This is a genomic window from Streptomyces sp. NPDC060028 (assembly GCF_042736725.1).
GTDB lineage: Bacteria > Actinomycetota > Actinomycetes > Streptomycetales > Streptomycetaceae > Streptomyces.
In genome coordinates, this window is sequence record NZ_JBHWVJ010000012.1 from 86,672 (window position 1) to 106,302 (window position 19,631).

Genomic DNA, 19,631 nt, shown 5'->3' on the forward strand with positions numbered 1-19,631 from the left:
TCATCAGTGTCAAGTTACGGGCGCGTACGGCTAGTAGGGATGGACGGGCTGGTATGGCTGGGGACACCAAGCAACGCACCGCGCGACTCTCCGCCGAACTGAGCGGCTTCAAGGAAGTGCAGCGCCTCTCCTACGCGTGCGCGGAGGCCGTCGCGGCTCAGCTGCGGCCGGGGGTGACCGAGCGCGAGGCCGCGCGGATGCAGCGCGAATGGCTGCGTGAGCGCGGGGTCCGCGACTGGTTCCACATGCCGTTCGCGTGGTTCGGGGACCGCACCGCCTTCGTGAACTTCAAGATCCCCCTGCAGTTCTTCCCGACGAACCGCGCGCTGGAGCCGGGGATGCCGTTCATCCTCGACATGGCACCGGTCTACAAGGGCTACACCGCCGACATCGGGTACTCGGGATGCCTCGGCCTCAATCCGGTGCACGACCGGCTGCTCGCCGACCTCAAGGCGCACCGCGAGCTGATTCTGGAGCAGGTGCGCGAGCGGCGCTCGCTGCGCGACATCTACGAGGACGTCGAGCGGCTCATGACCCGCCAGGGGTACGCCAACCGGCACCGCGCCTACCCCTTCGGGGTGATCGCGCACAAGATAGACCGGGTCAAGGAGCGGCGCTGGTCTCCCACCGCGTTCGGGTTCGGCACGCAGGCCCTGAAGGGGCTGGCCGCCGACGCCCTGCACGGGCACCGCGACGGCTGGTCCCCGCTGTGGAGTCCGTACCGCTTCTCCGACCACCCGCCGCAGCCCGGCCTGTGGGCGGTGGAACCGCACCTGGGCTTCCGGGGCACCGGCGCGAAGTTCGAGGAGATCCTGGTCGTCACCGACTCCCGGGACCCCGAGGAGAGCGCGTTCTGGCTGGACGACGATCTGCCGCACGTGCGGCGCTGGGCTGAGGAGCAGACGGCATGAGCGGGACGGGAATCGCGGGGGCGCGCGAGCGCCGGGTGAGCAGCGGCGGGGTCGAGCTCTGCGTCGTCGAGCTCGGCGAGGCGGACCGGCCGACCGTGGTGCTGGTGCACGGCTACCCGGACAGCAAGGAGGTCTGGTCGGAGGTCGCCGAGCGGCTGGCCGCGCGCTTCCACGTGGTGCTCTACGACGTACGCGGCCACGGGCGGTCCACGGCCCCGCAGCCGCTGCGCGGCGGTTTCACCCTGGAGAAGCTGACCGACGACTTCCTGGCGGTGGTGGACGCGGTCAGCCCGGACCGGCCGGTGCACCTGGTCGGCCACGACTGGGGCTCCGTACAGGGCTGGGAGTTCGCGACGATCGGCCGCACCGAGGGCCGGATCGCCTCCTTCACCTCCATGTCGGGGCCTTCGCTCGACCACTTCGGGCACTGGATCAAGAAGCGGATGGCGCGGCCGACCCCGCGCCGGGCGGCGCAGTTGCTCGGCCAGGGCGCCAAGTCCTGGTACGTGTACATGCTCCACACGCCCGTGCTGCCCGAGCTCGCCTGGCGCGGGCCGCTGGGCAAGCGGTGGCCGGGGATCCTGCAGCGGATCGAGAAGGTGCCGGCTGGCTCCTACCCGACGGACTCGCTGCCCTCGGACGCGGCGCACGGCGCCTGGCTCTACCGGGACAACATCCGGCCGCGCCTGCGGCGGCCGCGCGCCGACGCGTACGCGCACGTACCGGTCCAGCTCATCACACCGACCGGGGACGCCTTCCTCTCCGAGCGGCTCTACGACGACCTCGAAGTGTGGGCCCCGGACCTGGTACGCCGCACCCTTCCGGCCAAGCACTGGGTGCCCCGGACCCGGCCCGACCAGCTGGCCGCCTGGATCACCGAGTTCGTCACCGCGCGGGAGGAGCCGGCCACGCGGGCGCCGGAGCTCAAGGCTCCGGGGAAGTACGCCGACCGGTTCGGCGGCCAGCTGGTCCTGGTCACCGGCGCGGCCAGCGGCATCGGCCGGGCCACCGCCTTCGCGTTCGCCGAGGCCGGGGCCCGGGTGGTGTGCGTGGACCGGGACGCCGAGGGCGCGGTGCGCACGGCCGACATGGCCCGCCTCGTCGGCGCTCCCGAGGCCTGGGGCGAGTGCGTGGACGTGAGCGACGAGCAGGCGATGGAGGAGCTCGCGGCGAAGGTCGCTGCCGAGCACGGGATCGTGGACGTCCTGGTCAACAACGCGGGGATCGGCCTGTCCGGCCCCTTCCTGGAGACCAGCTCCGAGGACTGGAAGAAGGTCCTCGACGTGAACCTGTGGGGCGTCATCCACGGCTGCCGGATCTTCGGCGCGCAGATGGCCGGGCGCGGCCAGGGCGGACACATCGTCAACACCGCGTCCGCCGCGGCCTATCTGCCGTCCAGGACCCTGCCCGCGTACAGCACCTCCAAGGCGGCGGTGCTGATGCTGAGCGAGTGCCTGCGGGCCGAGCTGGCCTCGAAGTCGATCGGGGTCTCGGCGATCTGCCCGGGCATCGTCAACACCAACATCACCGCCACCTCCCGGTTCACCGGGGTGGACGCGGCCGAGGAGAAGCGCCGCCAGGAGCGCTCCTCGCGGCTCTACGGGCTTCGCAACTTCCCGCCGGAGAAGGTCGCCGACGCGATCCTGAGGGCCGTCGTGCGCAATGAGGCCGTGGTGCCGGTGACCCCCGAGTCCAAGGGCGCCCTGTGGATGTCCCGCTTCGCCCCCCGCACGCTGCGGGCCTTCGCGAAGCTGGAGCCCCGGCTGTGAGCCGGGCCGGGCAGGGGCCCGCCCCCGCACCGGGCCCGCGGGGGGCCTCGTACGCGATCAGCCCGCGCCGGGTGGCCTTCGACTGGACGACCACGCCCCTGCACTGGATACCGGACGAGCCCACCGCCACCCACGTCATCAACGTGCTGCACCTGCTGCTGCCCGCCGGCGAGCGGTGGTTCGTGAAGGTCTTCAAGGAGGCCCTGCCGCTGGTCACCGACTCGGGGCTGCGGCGGGACGTGAAGGGGTTCATGGGCCAGGAGGCCACGCACAGCGTGCAGCACGCGTACGTGCTGGACCACCTCGCGGAGCAGGACCTGCCGACCGGGGCGTACACGAGGCACGTGGACTTCCTCTTCGAGAAGCTGCTGGGGGAGAACCCGCCCCTCGGGGCGCCGGTCACGGCGCAGGAGTGGCTGCGCTTCCGGCTCTCGCTGATCGCCGCGATCGAGCAGTTCACGGCCGTTCTCGGGGACTGGGTGCTGCGAGCCGAGGCGCTCGACCGGGCCGGCGCGGACGAGATCATGCTGGACCTGCTGCGCTGGCACGGGGCGGAGGAGGTGGAGCACCGCTCTGTCGCCTTCGACATGTACCAGCACTGTGGGGGAGAGGGCCTGCCCCGGTACGCCCGGCGCGTGGGGGGCATGGTCGTGGTCGCCCCGGTGCTCGGCTGGCTGTGGGTGTGGGGGGCCTCGTACCTCATGCGTCACGATCCGCGGCTGCGCGGGCGGCTGCGCTATTCACTGCGCTCGCACAACCAGGCCGTGGCCAGGGGACTGCTGCCGACGTGGAGAGAGCTCGGCACGGCCATACCCCGCTACCTGCGGCGGTCGTACCATCCCTCGCAGGAGGGCTCGCTGCGCAGGGCGGTCGAGTACCTTGCGGCTTCACCTGCCGCCCGGGCCGCCGCGGGCGCGGTCGGCCGAGCCGCCATGTCGTAGGGAGCCGGGATTGTCCGATCAGGCAGTAGCCGAGTACCGGATCGAGGATCTGGCACACCACAGCGGTGCGACCGTGCGCACGATCCGGGCGTACCAGGACCGCGGTCTGCTGCCCAAGCCGGAGCGGCGGGGCCGGTCCAATGTCTACCGGGACACGCATCTGGCGCGGCTGCGCCAGATCGCCGACCTGCTGGACCGCGGCTACACCCTGGCCTCCATCAAGGAGTTGCTGGAAGCCTGGGACGCGGGGCGCGGGCTGGGCGGGGTCCTGGGGCTGGTCGCCGAGGTGCACGGGCCGTGGACCGACGAGGAGGCGGCCCGGATCAGCCGGGACGAGCTGAACTCCCGGTTCGGCGGCAAACCCGACGACGACGCCGTGGACCAGGCGTGCGAGCTGGGGGTCCTGGAGCGGATCCCGGGCCGCCCCGACCAGTTCCTGGTGCCGTCGCCGCAGGAGCTGGCGGTGGCCGCCGAGCTGTATGCGGCCGGGGTGCCGTTGTCGGCGATCACCGGTCACCTGCGGGAGCTGCGCGGGCAGGTGGAGCACATCGCCTCGCGCTTCCTGGAGTTCACCACCGAGCACGTCTTCGCCCGCTACCTCGGGCCGGTGCCGCCCACCGACGCGGACGCGGCCGAGGCGGCGACGATGGTACGCAGGCTGCGGCCGCTGGCTCAGCAGACGGTGGACGCGGAGCTGGCCCGGGCGATGCAACTGTTCGCGACCCGGCACCTGCAGCGGCACCTGGGGGCGGGCGCCTCCCCGCAGCCGGCGGGACCGGCCCCGGTGGCGCTGCCGGCCGAGACGGTACGGGCGGTGCAGGATCTGGTGGGCGCAGAGCACGTGGCGGAGTTCGTCCGGGCCGCGACGGAGCGGGAGCTGCAGGCCCGGACGATGAACGATCTGGCGCGTCGCGGCGGCGGCCGGTAGCAGTCGCTCAGTAGTCCACAGGGCGGATCCCGCTTTTGTCGCCGAAACCGGGCCAAAGGGCTGTGGACAGCTGTGGACAACTCCCCTGGATCTGTGGGGAACTCGGCCCGGAAGCTCAGACGGCGGCCTCGTAGGCCGGGTCGGTGGGGTGCTTTTCGGCCACCTGTTCCAGGCTGTCCGCGCCGGAGGCGACGACGCTTGCCGCCCGCTGGGCGCGCCCGTAGACCAAGGCCGCCAGGGCCAGGCCCAGGACCCCGCCCAGCAGCTGCGCGGCGACGAAACCGGGCAGCGACTGCGGGGCGATGCCCGTGAAGGAGTCACTGAAGGAGCGTCCGATGGTGCCGGCCGGGTTGGCGAAGGAGCCGGAGGACGTGAACCAGATCGCGGCGGCGATGTACGCCGCGACCGCCGGCGGGATGAGCCCCGGGCGCCCGATGCGGCCGAGGCCCTGGATGACGAGGACGAGTCCGGCGGTCGCGACCACCTCGCCGACGAGCAGGTGGCCCCCGTCGCGGACCTGGGTGGAGAAGGTGCCCGGGGCACGGCCGAACATGGCCTCCGCGAGGACCGCCCCGCCGATGGCCCCGGCGGTCTGCGCGACGGTGTAGACGAGGGCGTCCCGGCCCGCGAGGCCTTCGCCGCCGGTGCGCCGGCCCCACCAGGCGGTGAGAGTGACCACCGGGTTGAGGTGGGCGCCGGAGAGCGGCCCGAAGAGGGTGATGATCAGCCCGAGGCCGATGGCGGTGGCGAGCGAGTTGGCGACGAGGGCGACGCCCGTGTCGCGGCTCACCTCGGCCGCCTTTATCCCGGATCCGATCACCACCACGAGCAGGCCGGCGGTGCCGATGAGCTCGACGGCCGCGCGGCGTGGCAGGGACGCTTGGGATGTCATGGTTCCTCCCCTGAACAGAAGTGGCAGCGGAAAATCTATTCCGTATCTCGGAAAGACGATAGAGGGTGTCCATCATGGCCACCGAGGACGTCCGCCCCCCTGTCGCGCCCTGCCGACCCCTGTCGCCCCGGGAAAATCGCTGCCGCCAGCCCGCCCGACCCGGCACGCTGGTCGCATGGATGACAGACGCACCGTGAAGGTGTCGAAATACCTCTCGAAACACCTGCGGCATCAGCCGGATCGCATCGGACTGGCGCTCGACCCACAGGGCTGGGTGGAGATCGACGATCTGCTGAGCGCGGCCGCGGCCCACGGATTCGCCTTCAGCCGCGCAGAGCTCGACCACGTCGTGGCCGCCAACGACAAACAGCGGTTCGCCGTGCGGGGCACCCGGATCCGGGCCAGCCAGGGGCACACCGTCCCGGTGGACCTGGACCTGCCGGAGGCCGAGCCGCCCGCGTACCTCTACCACGGCACGACGGCCGCCGCCCTGGACGCGATCCGCGCCGAGGGCCTGCACCCGATGGCCCGCCACCACGTACACCTCTCCCCCGACCGGGAGACCGCCACCCGAGTCGGCGCCCGGCGCGGGCGGCCGATCGTGATCAGCGTGGACGCGGGGGCGATGCGCGCCGCCGGACACGTGTTCCGGATCAGCGCCAACGGGGTCTGGCTGGCGGACGCGGTACCGCCGCAATTCCTGCGTTTCCCCTGACGAGAACAGGGTGCACGGCACACCGCACAGGAATTCACTCAGGGATTGTCGGATCATCGCCCTACTCTGATCCCCACTCCGGGATACGTGAGGGGGGCACCTCGCGATCGCCGAACCACCCACGCGAACAAACGAGGTGACGCCTCATGACGTCCACACCCGAGGCAACGGCCAACACCTTCCAGGTCGATCTGCGCGGCCTGGTCGACCTGCTCTCCCACCACCTCTACTCCAGCCCGCGCGTCTACGTCCGCGAGCTCCTGCAGAACGCCGTCGACGCCGTCACCGCCCGCCACGCCCTCGACCCCGAGGCCCGGGTGCACATCCGGCTGTCGGCCACCGCGGGGACCGTGACCATCGAGGACAGCGGCATCGGCCTGACCGCCGCCGAGGCCCACTCCCTCCTCGCCACCATCGGCCGCAGCTCCAAGCGCGGCGGCGAGCACGGCCTGGAGACCACGCGCCAGGAATTCCTCGGCCAGTTCGGCATCGGCCTGCTCGCCTGCTTCGTCGTGGCCCGCCAGATCCGCGTCGTCACCCGCTCCGCCCGCGACCCCGAGGCCGCCCCCGTCGAGTGGCTGGCCACGGACGACGGCTCGTACACCGTCCGCGAACTGCCCCCCGAGGCCCGGACGGAGCCCGGCACCACCGTCACGCTCCAGGCCCGCCCGGGCGCCGAGGAGTGGGCCGAGCCGGCCAAGGTCGAACAGCTCGCCCGCGACTACGGCTCCCTGCTCTCGTACGACATCACCTTCGACGACGGCTCCGGCGGCGAGCCGCGCCGGATCACCGACCGGCCCCCCGTGTGGGACCGGCCCTTCCCCACGCCCGCGGCCCGCCGCGTCGCGCTCGCCGGGCACTGCGACCAGCTCTTCGGCTTCTCCCCGCTCGACAGCATCGACCTCGATCTGCCCGTCGCCGGAGTGCGCGGAGTCGCGTACGTCCTGCCCGAGCCGACCAGCCCCGCCCACCGGGCCGGCCACCGCGTCCACCTCAAGGGGATGCTGCTCACCGACAAGGCCGACAACCTGCTGCCCGACTGGGCCTTCTTCGTCCGCGCCGTCCTCGACACCGACACGCTGCGCCCCACCGCCTCCCGCGAGAACCTGTACGACGACGAGACCCTGGCCGCCGTGCGCGAGGCCCTCGGAGCGCGTGTCCGAGCCTGGCTCGCCGAGCTCGCGGCGAGCGAACCGGAGCGCCTGGCCGCGTTCCTGAGCGTCCACCACCTCGGCGTGAAGTCCCTGGCCCGGCACGACGCGGAGCTGTTCGGCCTCATGCTGCCGTGGCTGCCGTTCGAGACCAGTGACGGCTCGATGAGCCTGGAGGAGTTCGCGGCCGCCCACCCCGAGATCCACTTCACGCGCACCGTCGAGGAGTTCCGCCAGATCGCCCCGATCGCCGCGGCCCACGGCCTCGGCGTCATCAACGCCGGCTACACCTACGACGCGGACCTGCTGGCCCTGCTGCCCGCCGTACGGCCCGAGCTCAAGGTCGCCGAACTGGACGCCGGAGCCGTCACCGAGCGCCTGGACCCGGTCCCGGCCGCCGCCGAACTGGCGCTCGCCTCCTTCCTGTCCACCGCCCGCACCCGTCTGGAGCCCCAGGGATGCGACGTGGCGCTGCGCGCCTTCCAGCCCGTGTCCGTCCCCGCGCTCTACCTCGACGACCGCCAGGCCCGGCAGGAACGTGACCGGACCGCCGCCCTGGACAGCGCAGACTCCCTGTGGAGCGGCATCCTCGGCGCGCTGCGCGGCTCCGCTCCGCGCGCCCGGCTCGTCCTGAACCACAACAACCCGCTGATCCGCCGGATCGCCGCCCTACCCGACGCCGCCCTGACCGGCACCGCCGTCGAATCGCTCTACGGCCAGGCCCTGCTGATGTCCCAGCGGCCGCTGCGTCCCGCCGACTCCACCCTGCTCAACCGGGCCTTCCTCGGGCTCCTGGAATGGGCGACCCACTCCGCCGACTCCCGGAAGGAAGACCAGTGAGCACCATGACGGCCGAAGAGATCCGGCAGGCGCTGCACGAGAACCGCGGGCTGCCCTACGGCGCCGCACGCAACGCGCAGGCCGAAGCGCTGACCGCGGCCGCCGAGGTCTGCGGTGACCGGGAAGTGTTCCGCCGCGCGCTGATCACCCAGATCGACGCCTACGAGTACAGCGCCGAGCGGACCCGGATGGTGATTCCGTTCGCCCGGCTGCTGCAGGAGTACGACCGCGATCCGGGCGCCTTCGGCGACGGGGACACCTCCTCCCTGTTCTGGCGGTTCAAGTGGGTGTCCGGCCGGATCGTCGAATCCCCCGAGATCCCCCTCGCGTCCGTCACCGGCTGGCTCGACGACATGGAACGGCGCTACCGGCTCGCCGGATACAGCGAGCGCGCCGTCCGCCAGGCCGAGTTCTACCTCGCCAACGCCATCGGTGACGACGAGAGGGCCGAGCGGGCCATCAACCGCTGGCGGGCCGCTGAGCACGACCGGATGAGCGACTGCCACGCCTGCGAGACCCACACCCAGGGCTGGTTCTGGACGAGCAAGGGCGAGGACGCGAAGGCGATCGAGGTCTGGGAACCGGTCCTCGCGGGCCGGCAGACCTGCCGCGAGGAACCGCACAGGGTGCTCGCCCGCTCGCTGCTCCCCCTCGTCCGTCTCGGGCGCGCCGACGAGGCCCGCGCCCACCACCTGCGCGGCTACCGCATGACGCGCGGCACGGAGAGCCTCCTGCGCTCCATCGGCGAGCACATCGAGTTCTGCGCCCTCACCGGCAACGAGCCCCGCGGCCTGGAGATCCTCGCCGAGCACACCGCCCTCCTGGGCCCCCTCCCGGACGTCGAGTCCCAGATGGAGTTCTACGGCGGCGTCCTGGTCCTGCTGCGCCGGCTGAGCCTGCTCGGGCACGGCGCGGACCTCTCCGTACCGTACGAGGGGACCCCTCGGACGGTCGACGAGCTGTACGGGATCCTGCACGCCGAGGCCCTGCGCATCGCCCGGCGCTTCGACGCGCGCAACGGCACCACCCGTACGTCCGGCAAGCTCCTCACCCGCATCGAGCAGGCTCCGCTGCTCGACGCACTGCCGCTCGGGGTACGCAGCTCAGCGCTGCCCCGGCCGACCGGGAACCCGGCGCCTGCTCCGGCTACGGTGCCCGCGGCCGGAGCCGCGTCGGCCACCGGTTTCGCCGACCTGGTGGAGCGGGCCCGGCAGGCCCGCGACCAGGGGCATCCGGCCGCCGACGCGCTGTGGGCCAAGGTGGCCGCGGGGCTGGACGGGCAGGAGGCGGAGCCCCCGCTGCTGGCGGACCTGGCGGACCATCGGGCACTGTCCGCCGCGCGGAGCGGGGCTGTCGGCGCGGCCGGGCTGCTGGCGGAGGTCCGGGACCGGTACCGCGCGCTGGGCCGGGCTGAGCGGGCGGCCCTGGCCGAGCTGCGGCTGGCGACCGCGGCCGCACAGGCCGCCGGTGCGCCGGGGGAGATCCGGGCGCTGCTCGCGGCGGCCCTGCGGTCCGCGGAGGCCTTGGATCCGGCCGAGCCGCTGCGCATCCGGCGGATCGCGCTCGCCGAACTGACCACGATCCGCGTGGAGTCGTACCTGCGCTCGGTCGAGGCAGCCCACGAGGACGGGTCCGGCCACGGTGCCGCGCAGCACAGCCACGGCGACGGGCAAGGTGAGCTCGCCGCCGAGCTCACCGCCTTCGTCGCGGCTTACGCGGAGACGCTGCCGGACGTGGTCGCGGAGGCCGAGGAGACACTGGGCCGCCTGGCCCTGTCTCAGGGCGATCCCGACGGGGCCGTGACGCTGCTGGCCGCGGCTGCCGCCCGGTCGGTCTCGGCGGGCCGGGCGTGGGAGGCCGTCGACCCGCTGGTCCTGCGGGCCGGCGTGCTGATCTCGCTGGGCCGCACCGAGGAGGCCGAAGCTGCGGCGCGCTCCGCCTTGGAGCATGCCGAGGAGGTGACCGACGCCGAGACGCAGGGCGTCGTACGGATCACCCTGGCGGACATCCTGCTGCGGCGCGCCGATAAGGCGGGGGAAACGGCGGGGGAGGCGGCCGCGCATGCTCTGACCGGGGCGCACTGGTTCGACCAGGCCGGCCTCACCGCCGACGGCGGGGCCCAGGCCCGGCTGCTGCTGGCCCGGGCATACGCACGGGCGGACCGCCCCGCCGACGCGGCGGAGGTGCTCCAGTCGACTCTGCCGGACCTGCTGGAGCACGGCGAGGGACAGGCTGTATCCACCCGGGAGTTCCTGGGCGATCTGCTGCGCGAACTGAGGGAACCGCGGCCGGCGGCCGAGCAGTACCTGCTGGCGGCCGAGGTGGCCAAGGGCTGGGAGGACCAGCGTCCGCACGCGTCGCTCGCCCAGGCGGCCGCCGACCAGCTCTCGGTGGCGGGCCTGGAGCCGGAGGCCGTTGCCGCGTACGAGCGTGCCCTGGAGCTGCACCGGCAGACGGGCGGGGCTCCCGTCGCGGAGGCGCGGATCCTGCGCTCGCTGGCCTGGCTGGGCCTGCGCGAGGCGCTCACCGACGCGGGGGTGGAGCAGGCGCGGAGCCAGATGGACGAGGCGGTGGCGGTACTGGAGGCCGCGCTGGCCACGGAGCCCGGGGCCCCGGAGCTGCGGTCCGAACTCGCCCAGACCTGGCACCAGCTGGCTCAGGTGCTCGACCGGCGGGTCAGCGCCCAGGAGGACGAAGACGACGACGAGTACGACGAAGGCGAGAACCGCACCGGCTCGGACGGGCTCGTGCTCCTGGACGAGACGCAGATCGAGGCGCTGCGGCTGGAGGAGGTCCGCCTGTGGGACCGGGCGGCCGGGGTCTACGGAGAACTGGGCGTGGACCATCTGCAGGACCGGTTCCAGTGCCTGAGCTACGCAGCCTGGACCGAGCGGGAGCTGGGCCGCCCGGAAGTGGGCGCCGCCCGGATGTCCGCGCTGGCCGACGAGCTCCGGGCGCTGCCCGAGGGCGCGGCCCCGGAGTGGCTGCTGGCGAATGCGGAGCGGATCACGAGGAGCCTGATGGCCTGAGCCACCTGCCCCGGCCCCGCTGTCCAGAGACGGCGGGGCCGGGGTCGGACGCCGAGCCGGGGCCGGAGCCGGACTCGCCCTCGGAGCCGGCGGGGGCTCAGCCCAGCTGCGCGAGTGCCTCGGTGGCGATCTGCTCGAAGACCCGCTCGTCGGCGGCGAAGTCGGAGTCCGCGATCGGCGCGTGGATCACCAGCTCGGTGAAGCCGAGCTCGCGGTGGCGGCCGGCGAAGTCGACGAACGCGTCCACTGACTCGAGCATCGTGTTGCGCTCCGGCGTGAAGCCGGTGAGGAGGATCTTGTCCATGGGCTCGGGCGCCCGCCCGATCTCCGCGAACGCCTTGTCGAGCTTGGCGAGCTGGCCACGCAGGGCCTCCAGCGACTGCTCCGGCGTACCCTCCGCGAACAGCTTCGGGTCACCGGTGGTCACCCAGGCCTGGCCGTGCGCGGCGGCGAGCTTGAGACCGCGCGGCCCGGTCGCGGCGACCGCGAAGGGCAGGCGCGGGCGCTGCACGCACCCGGGGATGTTGCGGGCCTCGTCAGCGGAGTAGAAGGTGCCCTGCTGGGTCACTGCCCCCTCGGTCAGCAGCCGGTCCAGCAGCGGAAGGAACTCGGCGAAGCGGTCGGCGCGCTCGCGCGGGGTCCACGGCTCCTGGCCCAGGGCCGTCGCGTCGAAGCCGTTGCCGCCCGCGCCGATACCGAGAGTCACGCGTCCGCCGGAGATGTCGTCCAGGCTGATGAGGTCCTTGGCGAGGGTCACCGGGTGGCGGAAGTTCGGCGAGGTGACGAGAGTGCCCAGACGCAGCCGCTCGGTGACGGCGGCCGCGGCGGTCAGCGTGGGCACCGCACCGAACCACGGACCGTCACGGAAGGTCCGCCAGGACAGGTGGTCGTAGGTGTAGGCGGTGTGGAACCCGAGCCGCTCGGCCCGCAGCCACTGGTCGCGACCTCCCTCGTGCCAGGCGCGTACCGGAAGGATCACAGTGCTCAGACGCAGACTCATGCAATCGAGTGTTTCACGTGAAACATGGCTGGGCGGTCACTTGTTTCACGTGAAACACGACCACGGGCCCAGGAGCGCGAGCGCCAGTGGCCCGGCGGCCGAGTCCGATGGGTGAAGATGGAGCCGTGACCTCGGCTCTTCAGTGCCCGGACGGGCCAACCCCCACGCCCCGGCTCATCGCCACCGATCTTGACGGCACCCTGCTGCGCGACGACAAATCCGTCTCGCAGCGCACGATCGACGCACTCGCCGCCGCCGAGGCGGCCGGCATCGAGGTCTTCTTCGTCACCGGCCGTCCTGCCCGCTGGATGGACGTGGTCAGCGACCATGTCCACGGCCACGGCCTGGCGATCTGCGCGAACGGTGCCGCTGTGGTCGATCTCCACGCAGGCCCGGAATTCGTTGAGGTCAGAGCCCTGCCCCGGAGCACCGCGCTCAAGGTGGCGGAGGCCCTGCGTGCGGCTGCCCCCGGCACGTCCTTCGCGGTCGAGCTGACCACCGGGATCAACTACGAACCGGCCTACCCGCCCTTCTTCCAGGACCCCGGCGCCAATGTCGCCACCGCCGAGAAGCTCCTCGCCGAGGACACGGACGAGAACTGCGCCCCCGTGCTCAAGCTGCTCGCGCACCACGCCGAGCTGGCCCCGGACGAATTCCTGGCCCTGGCCCGCTCCGCTGCGGGCACGTACGCCTCGATCACCCGGTCCAGCCCCACCGCCCTGCTGGAGATCAGCGGGCTGGACGTGTCCAAGGCCAGCACCCTGGCGCTGTGTTGCGAGGAGCGCGGCATCTCCCCCGCGGAGGTGGTCGCCTTCGGGGACATGCCGAACGACATCGAGATGCTGGTCTGGGCCGGGACCTCGTACGCGATGGCCAATGCCCACCCGGACGTCATCGCGGCCGCGTCCGGCCGGACCGTCGCCAACAACGAGGACGGGGTCGCCGTCGTCATCGAGCAGATCCTGGCGGACCAGGCCGCCCGCACGGAGTCCGAGCTGTAGCGCGCCGGACACACCTGGGCCGGAGCCTTTAAAGCGGTGCCTCCCAGACCAGGGTGGTCCCGCCACCGTCCTCGCCGAGGCCCGGGCCGTAGGAGCTGGCGCCGCCCAGCGACTCGGCCCGTCGGCGCAGATTGCGCAGCCCGCTGCGCCGCCCGCCCTCGGGGATGCCCACGCCGTCGTCGGAGACCTCCAGCCGCACTCCGGGCCGTCCGTCGGCCAGCGTGACGGTGGAGTCGAGGACCACCTCGATCCGCGACGCGTCCGCGTGCCGGAAAGTGTTCGACAGGGCCTCGCGCAGGGCGGCGATGAGGTTCTTGCCCACCAGTTCGCCCACGACCGCGTCGATCGGGCCGAGGAAGCGGTGCGCGGGCTTGAAGCCCAGGGGCACGGCGGCCATGTTGATCTCCCGCAGCACCCGGGTGCGCAGTCCCGAGGGAGCCTCCGCGGGCCCCTGCTGGAGTGCGAAGATCGCGGTGCGGATCTCCTGGATCGTCACGTCCAGCTCATCGACGGCCTTGCCCACCCCGTCGCGAACCTCCGGGACGATGGACCGGCGCTGGGCGCCCTCCAGCATCATCCCGGTGGCGAACAGCCGCTGGATGACCAGGTCGTGCAGATCGCGGGCGATCCGGTCGCGGTCCTCGAAGACGGCCAGCCGCTCCCGGTCGCGCTGCGCCTCGGCCATCATCAGCGCGAGCGCCGCCTGGGAGGCGAACTGCGTGGCCAGGGTCCGCTCCGCCTCGCTGAACGGCCGCGCGCCCCGCGCCCGGGGCGTGACCAGGGCGCCCAGCACTCTCCCCCCGCTGTGCAGTGGCAGCATCATGCAGGCCCCGTACTGGCTGGTCAGCCGGCTGATCATGCGCGGATCGCCGGAGGCGTCGTCCACGAAGACCGCTTCGCCCTCCAGCAGCTTGGCCACCACCGGGCTCTCGGCGGGAATCACCACCCCGAGCGAGGTGGCCGCGTTGTCGGCGGAGACGGCGACGATCTCCATCCCGCCCTCCTCGGCGGGCAGCATCACGATCCCGGCGGCCGAATCGGCGAGGTGGCGCGCCTGTTCGGCGACGACGGCGAGGGCGTCGTCCGCGTCCCCGCCCGAGAGCAGGGCGGTGGTGACGGCCACCGAGCCGTCGATCCACCGTTCGCGCTGGGTGGCGGCCTCGTAGAGGCGGGCGTTGCCGATGGCGATTCCGGCCTCGGTGGCCAGCACCCGGACCATGTGGACGTCGTAGTCGTTGAACTCGCTGCCGCCGTTCTTCTCGGCGAGGTACAGATTGCCGAAGATCTCCCCCTGGACACGGATCGGAACGCCGAGGAACGTCCGCATGGGCGGGTGGTGCGCCGGGAAGCCGGCCGAGCGCGGATCCTTCGTCAGATCGGCGAGCTGGACCGTGTCGGGGTGCGAGATCAGAGCGCCGAGCAGGCCCCGCTTCCCGTCCGGGCGGTGCCCGATCCTCCGGGCCGCCTCTTCGGTGATCCCGTGCGTGACGAAGTCCGAAAGCCCGCGGCCCTCGGTGTCCACGACACCGATCGCCGCGTAGCGGGCGTCCGCGAGCTCGGCAGCGGTCGCGCAGATGCGGTCCAGCGTGGAGTGCAGCTCGAGACCGGTACCGATCGAGCGCATCGCCTCCAGCAGTTGCGGCACTCGGGCGGTGAGCTCGGTGGACAGTCCCTGCAGACTTCTGGTGGCCGCGGTGGCGGCCTCCAGCGGGTCCGGGGCATACGGCACATCCGGCACGTCCGGTGACGAATCCGATGACTCCGGCGATCCCTGCGACGCGTGCGACTCCTGCGCTGACATGCCCTTGAGACTAGTTAGTCCTATTTGTTGAGGAAAGTCGAGCCCGCTGACTCTCGGCCAGGGAGCCGTCCACTGCCCTCTCCCGCTCCAGCAGCCGCCGCAGCGGCCCCTCGACGGAGGCCAGCTCCGCGTACGGGCCGTGCTGTACGACCTCTCCGCCGTCCAACACGAGCACCTCGTCGACCGCCTCCAGGCCGGCCAGCCGGTGCGTGATCAGCACGGTGGTCCGGCCCTCGGTCGCGGCCAGCAGGTCCGCCGTCAAGGCGTCCGCGGTCGCCAGGTCCAGGTGCTCGGCCGGCTCGTCCAGGACGAGGACCGGGAAGTCCGCGAGCAGCGCCCGGGCCAGGGCCAGCCGCTGGCGCTGGCCGCCGGAGATCCGCTCCCCGTGCTCGCCGACCAGGGTGTCCAGGCCGTCCGGGAGGGCGTCGGCCCAGTCCAGCAGCCGCGCGGCCGCGAGCGCCTCGCGCAGCTGCTCCTCACTCGCGCCAGTGCGGGCGAGGCGCAGGTTCTCCCGAACCGAGCTGTCGAAGATGTGCGCGTCCTGGGCGCACAGCCCCACGAAGCGGCGTACGGCGTCGCCGTCGAGCGTGCGCGCGTCGATCCCACCGAGTGTGTACGAACCTTCGTGCGGGTCCAGGAACCTCAGCAGGACCTGAGCCAGCGTGGTCTTGCCGGCGCCCGAGGGGCCGACGACCGCGATCCGGCGGCCGGCCTCCAGGGTCAGGTCCAGCCCGCGCAGCGCGTCGCGCTCCTGACCGTGGTGGCGGGTGGCGAGCCCGGTCAGTTTCAGCGGGAACGGCGAAACGGGCGCCTCGCGCGGGCGATCCGGCTCGATGACCGGGACCGGAGCGTCGATGACCTCGTAGACCCGCTCGGCGCTCCGGCGCACCCGCTGTCGGTACTGGACGGCCAGCGGAAGCCCGTTGACGGCCTCGAAGGCGGCGAGCGGGGTCAGCACGGCGACGGCCATGGCCACCCCGGACAGCCGCCCGTCGTGCACCGCGTCGGCGGCGACGGCGGCCGCAGCCACCACGGTGAGCCCGCACACCAGGGCCGACAGCCCGCTGCCGAGCCCGGTGGCGGCGGCCCCGCGGGCGGCGATCACGGTCAGCGTACGGTCGCTCTTCCGGGCAGCGTCCTTGCGCCTGCCGAGCGCACCGGCAACGGTCAGTTCAGCGGTCCCGGTGAGCAGATCGGCCACTCGGGTGGCGAGTTCGCCCCGGGCGGGAGCGAGCCGCCGCTCCGCGCGCCGTGCGCAGACCCCGCTGACGAGCGGCACCACGACCCCGGCGGCGAGCAGTCCCAGGGCGAGCGCGGCCCCGGCTTCGGGCAGCAGCCAGGCGGTGAAGGCGACCGATCCGGTCCCGACGAGCACCGCGGTGCCGACCGGCAGCAGCCAGCGCAGCCAGTAGTCCTGCAGGGCGTCCGCGTCGGCCACCAGGCGGGACAGCAGATCCCCGCGCCGCTGCTCGCGCAGCCCGGCCGGGGCGATGCGCTCCAGCCGCCGGTACACGGAGACCCGCAGGTCGGCGAGCATCCGCAGCACCGCATCGTGCGACACCAGCCGCTCCGCGTACCGGAAGACGGCCCGGCCCAGGCCGAACGCCCGCGTCGCGGTGACGGCCACCATCAGGTAGAGCACGGGCGGCTGCTCCGAGGCTCGCGAGATCAGCCACCCGGAGACGGCCATCAGTCCGACGCTGCACCCCACGGCGAGCGCTCCGAACAGCAGCCCCAGCCGGAACCGCCCCTGCCAGGCCCGGGCCACGGCCCGGACCCGGCCGAGCGGGTCGGCCCCGCCCGAGTCGCTTCCGGCGGCCCTCTCGTCCTGCTCGTGCGCGGCCCCCAGGATCCACTCCCCGGGGTCCCTCACCACGGGGGACCGGGGCGCGGCCGCCACGGAGTGGTGCCGCGGGTCCGGTACGGGCGACGGCTCCGCACGTCCGGCCCCGTCCGGGCCCGCTCCCACCGGGACCACGCGGTCCGCGACGGCCAGCAGCGCCGGCCGGTGCACCACCAGCAGTACGGTCCGGCCCACCGCGAGCCGGCGTACCGCCTCCACCACCGCGGCTTCGGTCTCTCCGTCGAGTGCGGCCGTCGGCTCGTCCAGCAGGAGCACCGGCCGGTCCGCCAGGAAGGCCCGTGCCAGCGCGAGGCGCTGACGCTGTCCGGCGGACAGGCCCGCCCCGCCCTCGCCCAGCAGCGTGTCGGCGCCCCGCGGCAGCGCGTCCACGAACTCCCGTGCCCCGGCGTCCCGCAGGGCCGCGTCCACCGCGTCCGTGGAGGCGTCCGGCCGCGCCAGCCGTACGTTCTCCGCGATCGTGCCCGCGAACAGGTGGGGCCGCTGCGGCACCCAGGCGATCCGCTCCCGCCACTGCTCCGGCGACAGCTCGGCCAGGTCCACTCCACCGACCCGCACCCGGCCCGCCGTCGGCGTGACGAACCCCAGCAGCACCTGGAGCAGCGTGGACTTGCCCGCCCCGCTCGGCCCGGTGAGGGCGACGCACTCTCCCGGTTGTACGACGAGCGAGGCCGGAGCGGGCGAATCCACGTCGCGACCCGGGTAGCGGACGGCCACCCCGTCCAGCTCGATGCGCAGGCCCGCTCCGGCCTCCGGCACGGTGACCGTGCCGCGCGCCTGCGGGACGGGGGTCTCCAGGACCTCGAAGATCTCCTCGGCGGCGGACAGCCCCTCCGCCGCCGCGTGGTACTGCGCGCCTACCTGCCGCAGCGGCAGGTAGGCCTCCGGCGCCAGGATCAGGATGACGAGGCCGGTGTAAAGGTCCAGGTCCCCGTGGACCAGCCGCATGCCGATGGTCACGGCCACCAGCGCGACCGACAAGGTCGCCAGCAGTTCCAGCGCGAAAGACGACAGGAAGGCGATGCGCAGCGTCCGCATCGTCGCCCGCCGGTAGTCGTCGGTGATCTTGCGAATCGACTCCGCCTGGGCCTTGGCCCGCCCGAACACCTTGAGCGTCGGCAGTCCGGCGACCACGTCGAGGAAGTGTCCCGACAGCCGCGACAGGAGCCGCCACTGGCGGTCCATCCGGGACTGCGTGGCCATCCCGATCAGCGCCATGAACAGGGGGATCAGCGGCAGGGTGACCACGATGATGGCCGCCGACACCCAGTCCTCGGTGACGATCCGGGCCAGGACCGCCACCGGTACGACCACCGCGAGCCCCAGCTGGGGCAGGTAGCGGGAGAAATAGTCGTCGAGCGCGTCCACCCCCCGGGTGGCCAGCGCCACCAGCGACCCGGTCCGCTGCCCGCTCAGCCATCCGGGCCCGAGGTCCGCGGCCCGCTCCAGCAGCCGGCCCCGGAGCTCCGACTTGACGGCCGCGCTGGCGCGGTGCGCGGCCAGCTCCGTCAGCCAGGCGACCAGGCCGCGCCCCAGAGCCACCGCCGCGAGCAGCAGCAGCGGCGTCCGGAGCGACGCCCCGTCCAGGTCCTGCTCGAAGGCACCGACCACGATCTCGGCGAGGAGCACCGCCTGACCGACGACCAGCCCCGCCCCGGCAAGGCCCAGGGCCACCACCGCCCCCAGGAAGAGGCGGGTGGAGCGGGCGTACCGAAGCAGGCGCGGGTCGATCGGTTTCACGTGAAACATCCCCCAAGAAAGGGTCAGACAGGAGGGTCAGGAGGCGTCAGTGCGCATCGGCGATGTGCTGCGTGCCGATCCGCTTGCGGAACACCCAGTACGTCCAACCCTGGTAGAGCAGGACGAGCGGGGTGACCACCACCGCGAGCCAGGTCATGATCTTCAGGGTGTACGGGCTGGACGAGGCGTTGGTGACCGTGAGGTTCCAGGCGTCGTTCAGCGAGGACGGCATGACGTTCGGGAAGAGCGTCAGGAAGAACATCGCGACGGTCGCCGCGATGGCGACCCCGGACAGTGCGAACGACCAGCCCTCGCGGCCCGCCAGGTTGAAGCCGAGTGCCCCGGCCAGAGCCAGCACCGCTACGGCCATTGCGATCAGGCTCTTGCCGTCTCCTCGGGAGACCTGGGTCCAGGTCAGGAAGACGAGCGCCAGGACGGCGGTGACGACGCCCAGCCGGCCCGCGAGCTTCCGGGAGCGGTGCCGGATGTCACCGACCGTCTTGAGCGAGGTGAAGACCGCGCCGTGGAAGGTGAACAGGCTGAGGGTGACCAGACCGCCGAGGATCGAGTAGACGTTGAACAGGTCGAGGAGGGTGCCGACGTACTCCTTGTGCTCGTCGATCTTCACGCCGCGCACGATGTTGGCGAAGGCCACGCCCCACATGAACGCGGGGATCAGCGAGGTCCAGAAGATGGCGTGTTCCCAGTTGGTCTGCCACTTGTCCTCGGGCCGCTTGTGCCGGTACTCGAACGAGACGCCCCGGATGATGAGGCAGACCAGGATGAGCAGCAGCGGCAGGTAGAACCCTGAGAAGAGGGTGGCGTACCAATCGGGGAAGGCGGCGAAGGTCGCACCGGCCGCCGAGAGCAGCCAGACCTCGTTGCCGTCCCACACGGGCCCGATCGTGTTGATCAGCACGCGCTTCTCGGTGCGGCCCCGGGCGAGCAGCTTGGTCAGTACGCCGACTCCGAAGTCGAAGCCCTCCAGGAAGAAGTAGCCGATCCACAGGACGGCGATGAGCACGAACCAGACGTCATGGAGTTGCATGGTG

General features: G+C 72.6%; 13 protein-coding genes. 8 read left to right on the forward strand and 5 right to left on the reverse strand.

All coding sequences use genetic code 11. From position 1 onward, the window contains the following. Window positions 1–53 precede the first annotated feature (53 nt). From ACFWBF_RS09350 to ACFWBF_RS09365, 4 genes are read left to right on the forward strand one after another with little or no spacing between them, the layout of a single operon-like run. On the forward strand, window positions 54–911 hold the full coding sequence (locus ACFWBF_RS09350; RefSeq protein ID WP_385597629.1) for a M24 family metallopeptidase: 858 nt from the start codon (window positions 54–56) through the stop codon (window positions 909–911). Further along, the gene (locus ACFWBF_RS09355) at window positions 908–2,680 is read left to right on the forward strand and encodes an SDR family oxidoreductase (RefSeq protein WP_385597632.1); all 1,773 of its coding nucleotides are present in this window, start codon (window positions 908–910) and stop codon (window positions 2,678–2,680) included. The genes ACFWBF_RS09350 and ACFWBF_RS09355 overlap by 4 nt, the downstream gene beginning before the upstream one ends. Beyond that, entirely contained in the window at window positions 2,677–3,621 is a 945-nt protein-coding gene (locus tag ACFWBF_RS09360; RefSeq protein ID WP_385597636.1) for a metal-dependent hydrolase, read from the forward strand. Before ACFWBF_RS09355 ends, ACFWBF_RS09360 begins: the two co-directional genes overlap by 4 nt. A 10-nt stretch (window positions 3,622–3,631) precedes the next feature. Next, complete coding sequence (locus ACFWBF_RS09365) at window positions 3,632–4,549, forward strand: MerR family transcriptional regulator (protein ID WP_385597639.1); 918 nt, start codon at window positions 3,632–3,634, stop codon at window positions 4,547–4,549. 115 nt (window positions 4,550–4,664) lie between these two features. On the opposite strand, the gene ACFWBF_RS09370 is transcribed toward ACFWBF_RS09365, so the two are convergent. Beyond that, a complete protein-coding gene (locus ACFWBF_RS09370) occupies window positions 4,665–5,441 on the reverse strand; it encodes an aquaporin (RefSeq protein ID WP_385597642.1) in 777 nt (258 codons plus the stop codon). Between the two features lie 175 nt (window positions 5,442–5,616). On the opposite strand from ACFWBF_RS09370, the gene ACFWBF_RS09375 reads away from it, so the two are divergent. The 3 genes from ACFWBF_RS09375 (at window position 5,617) to ACFWBF_RS09385 (ending at window position 11,176) form a co-directional block, all read left to right on the forward strand. Next, window positions 5,617–6,156, forward strand: a complete 540-nt coding sequence (locus tag ACFWBF_RS09375) for an RNA 2'-phosphotransferase (RefSeq protein ID WP_385597645.1) — start codon at window positions 5,617–5,619, stop codon at window positions 6,154–6,156. A 146-nt stretch (window positions 6,157–6,302) separates the two neighbouring features. Then, window positions 6,303–8,147 carry an HSP90 family protein gene (locus ACFWBF_RS09380; protein WP_385597648.1) on the forward strand — a complete coding sequence of 615 codons (1,845 nt, stop codon included), beginning with the start codon at window positions 6,303–6,305 and terminating at the stop codon, window positions 8,145–8,147. Beyond that, the gene (locus ACFWBF_RS09385) at window positions 8,144–11,176 is read left to right on the forward strand and encodes a tetratricopeptide repeat protein (RefSeq protein ID WP_385597650.1); all 3,033 of its coding nucleotides are present in this window, start codon (window positions 8,144–8,146) and stop codon (window positions 11,174–11,176) included. Before ACFWBF_RS09380 ends, ACFWBF_RS09385 begins: the two co-directional genes overlap by 4 nt. A 97-nt stretch (window positions 11,177–11,273) precedes the next feature. Here ACFWBF_RS09385 and ACFWBF_RS09390 read toward each other — a convergent pair whose 3' ends face one another. Then, window positions 11,274–12,176 (reverse strand): LLM class flavin-dependent oxidoreductase, encoded by a 903-nt coding sequence (locus ACFWBF_RS09390; protein WP_385597652.1) that lies wholly within the window; start codon window positions 12,174–12,176, stop codon window positions 11,274–11,276. Window positions 12,177–12,283: 107 nt separating this feature from the next. Here ACFWBF_RS09390 and ACFWBF_RS09395 point away from each other — a divergent pair, with 107 nt between their 5' ends. After that, window positions 12,284–13,177, forward strand: coding sequence for a Cof-type HAD-IIB family hydrolase (locus ACFWBF_RS09395; RefSeq protein ID WP_385597654.1), 894 nt, complete (start codon window positions 12,284–12,286; stop codon window positions 13,175–13,177). Window positions 13,178–13,205: 28 nt separating this feature from the next. Here ACFWBF_RS09395 and ACFWBF_RS09400 read toward each other — a convergent pair whose 3' ends face one another. The 3 genes from ACFWBF_RS09400 to cydB are packed head-to-tail and all read right to left on the reverse strand — an operon-like array spanning window position 13,206 to window position 19,627. Beyond that, window positions 13,206–14,978 carry a GAF domain-containing sensor histidine kinase gene (locus ACFWBF_RS09400; protein WP_385597656.1) on the reverse strand — a complete coding sequence of 591 codons (1,773 nt, stop codon included), beginning with the start codon at window positions 14,976–14,978 and terminating at the stop codon, window positions 13,206–13,208. Window positions 14,979–14,988: 10 nt separating this feature from the next. Next, the gene (gene cydD, locus ACFWBF_RS09405; RefSeq protein ID WP_385597658.1) at window positions 14,989–18,579 is read right to left on the reverse strand and encodes a thiol reductant ABC exporter subunit CydD; all 3,591 of its coding nucleotides are present in this window, start codon (window positions 18,577–18,579) and stop codon (window positions 14,989–14,991) included. Window positions 18,580–18,625: 46 nt separating this feature from the next. Beyond that, entirely contained in the window at window positions 18,626–19,627 is a 1,002-nt protein-coding gene (gene cydB / locus ACFWBF_RS09410) for a cytochrome d ubiquinol oxidase subunit II (RefSeq protein WP_385597661.1), read from the reverse strand. Window positions 19,628–19,631 lie beyond the last annotated feature (4 nt).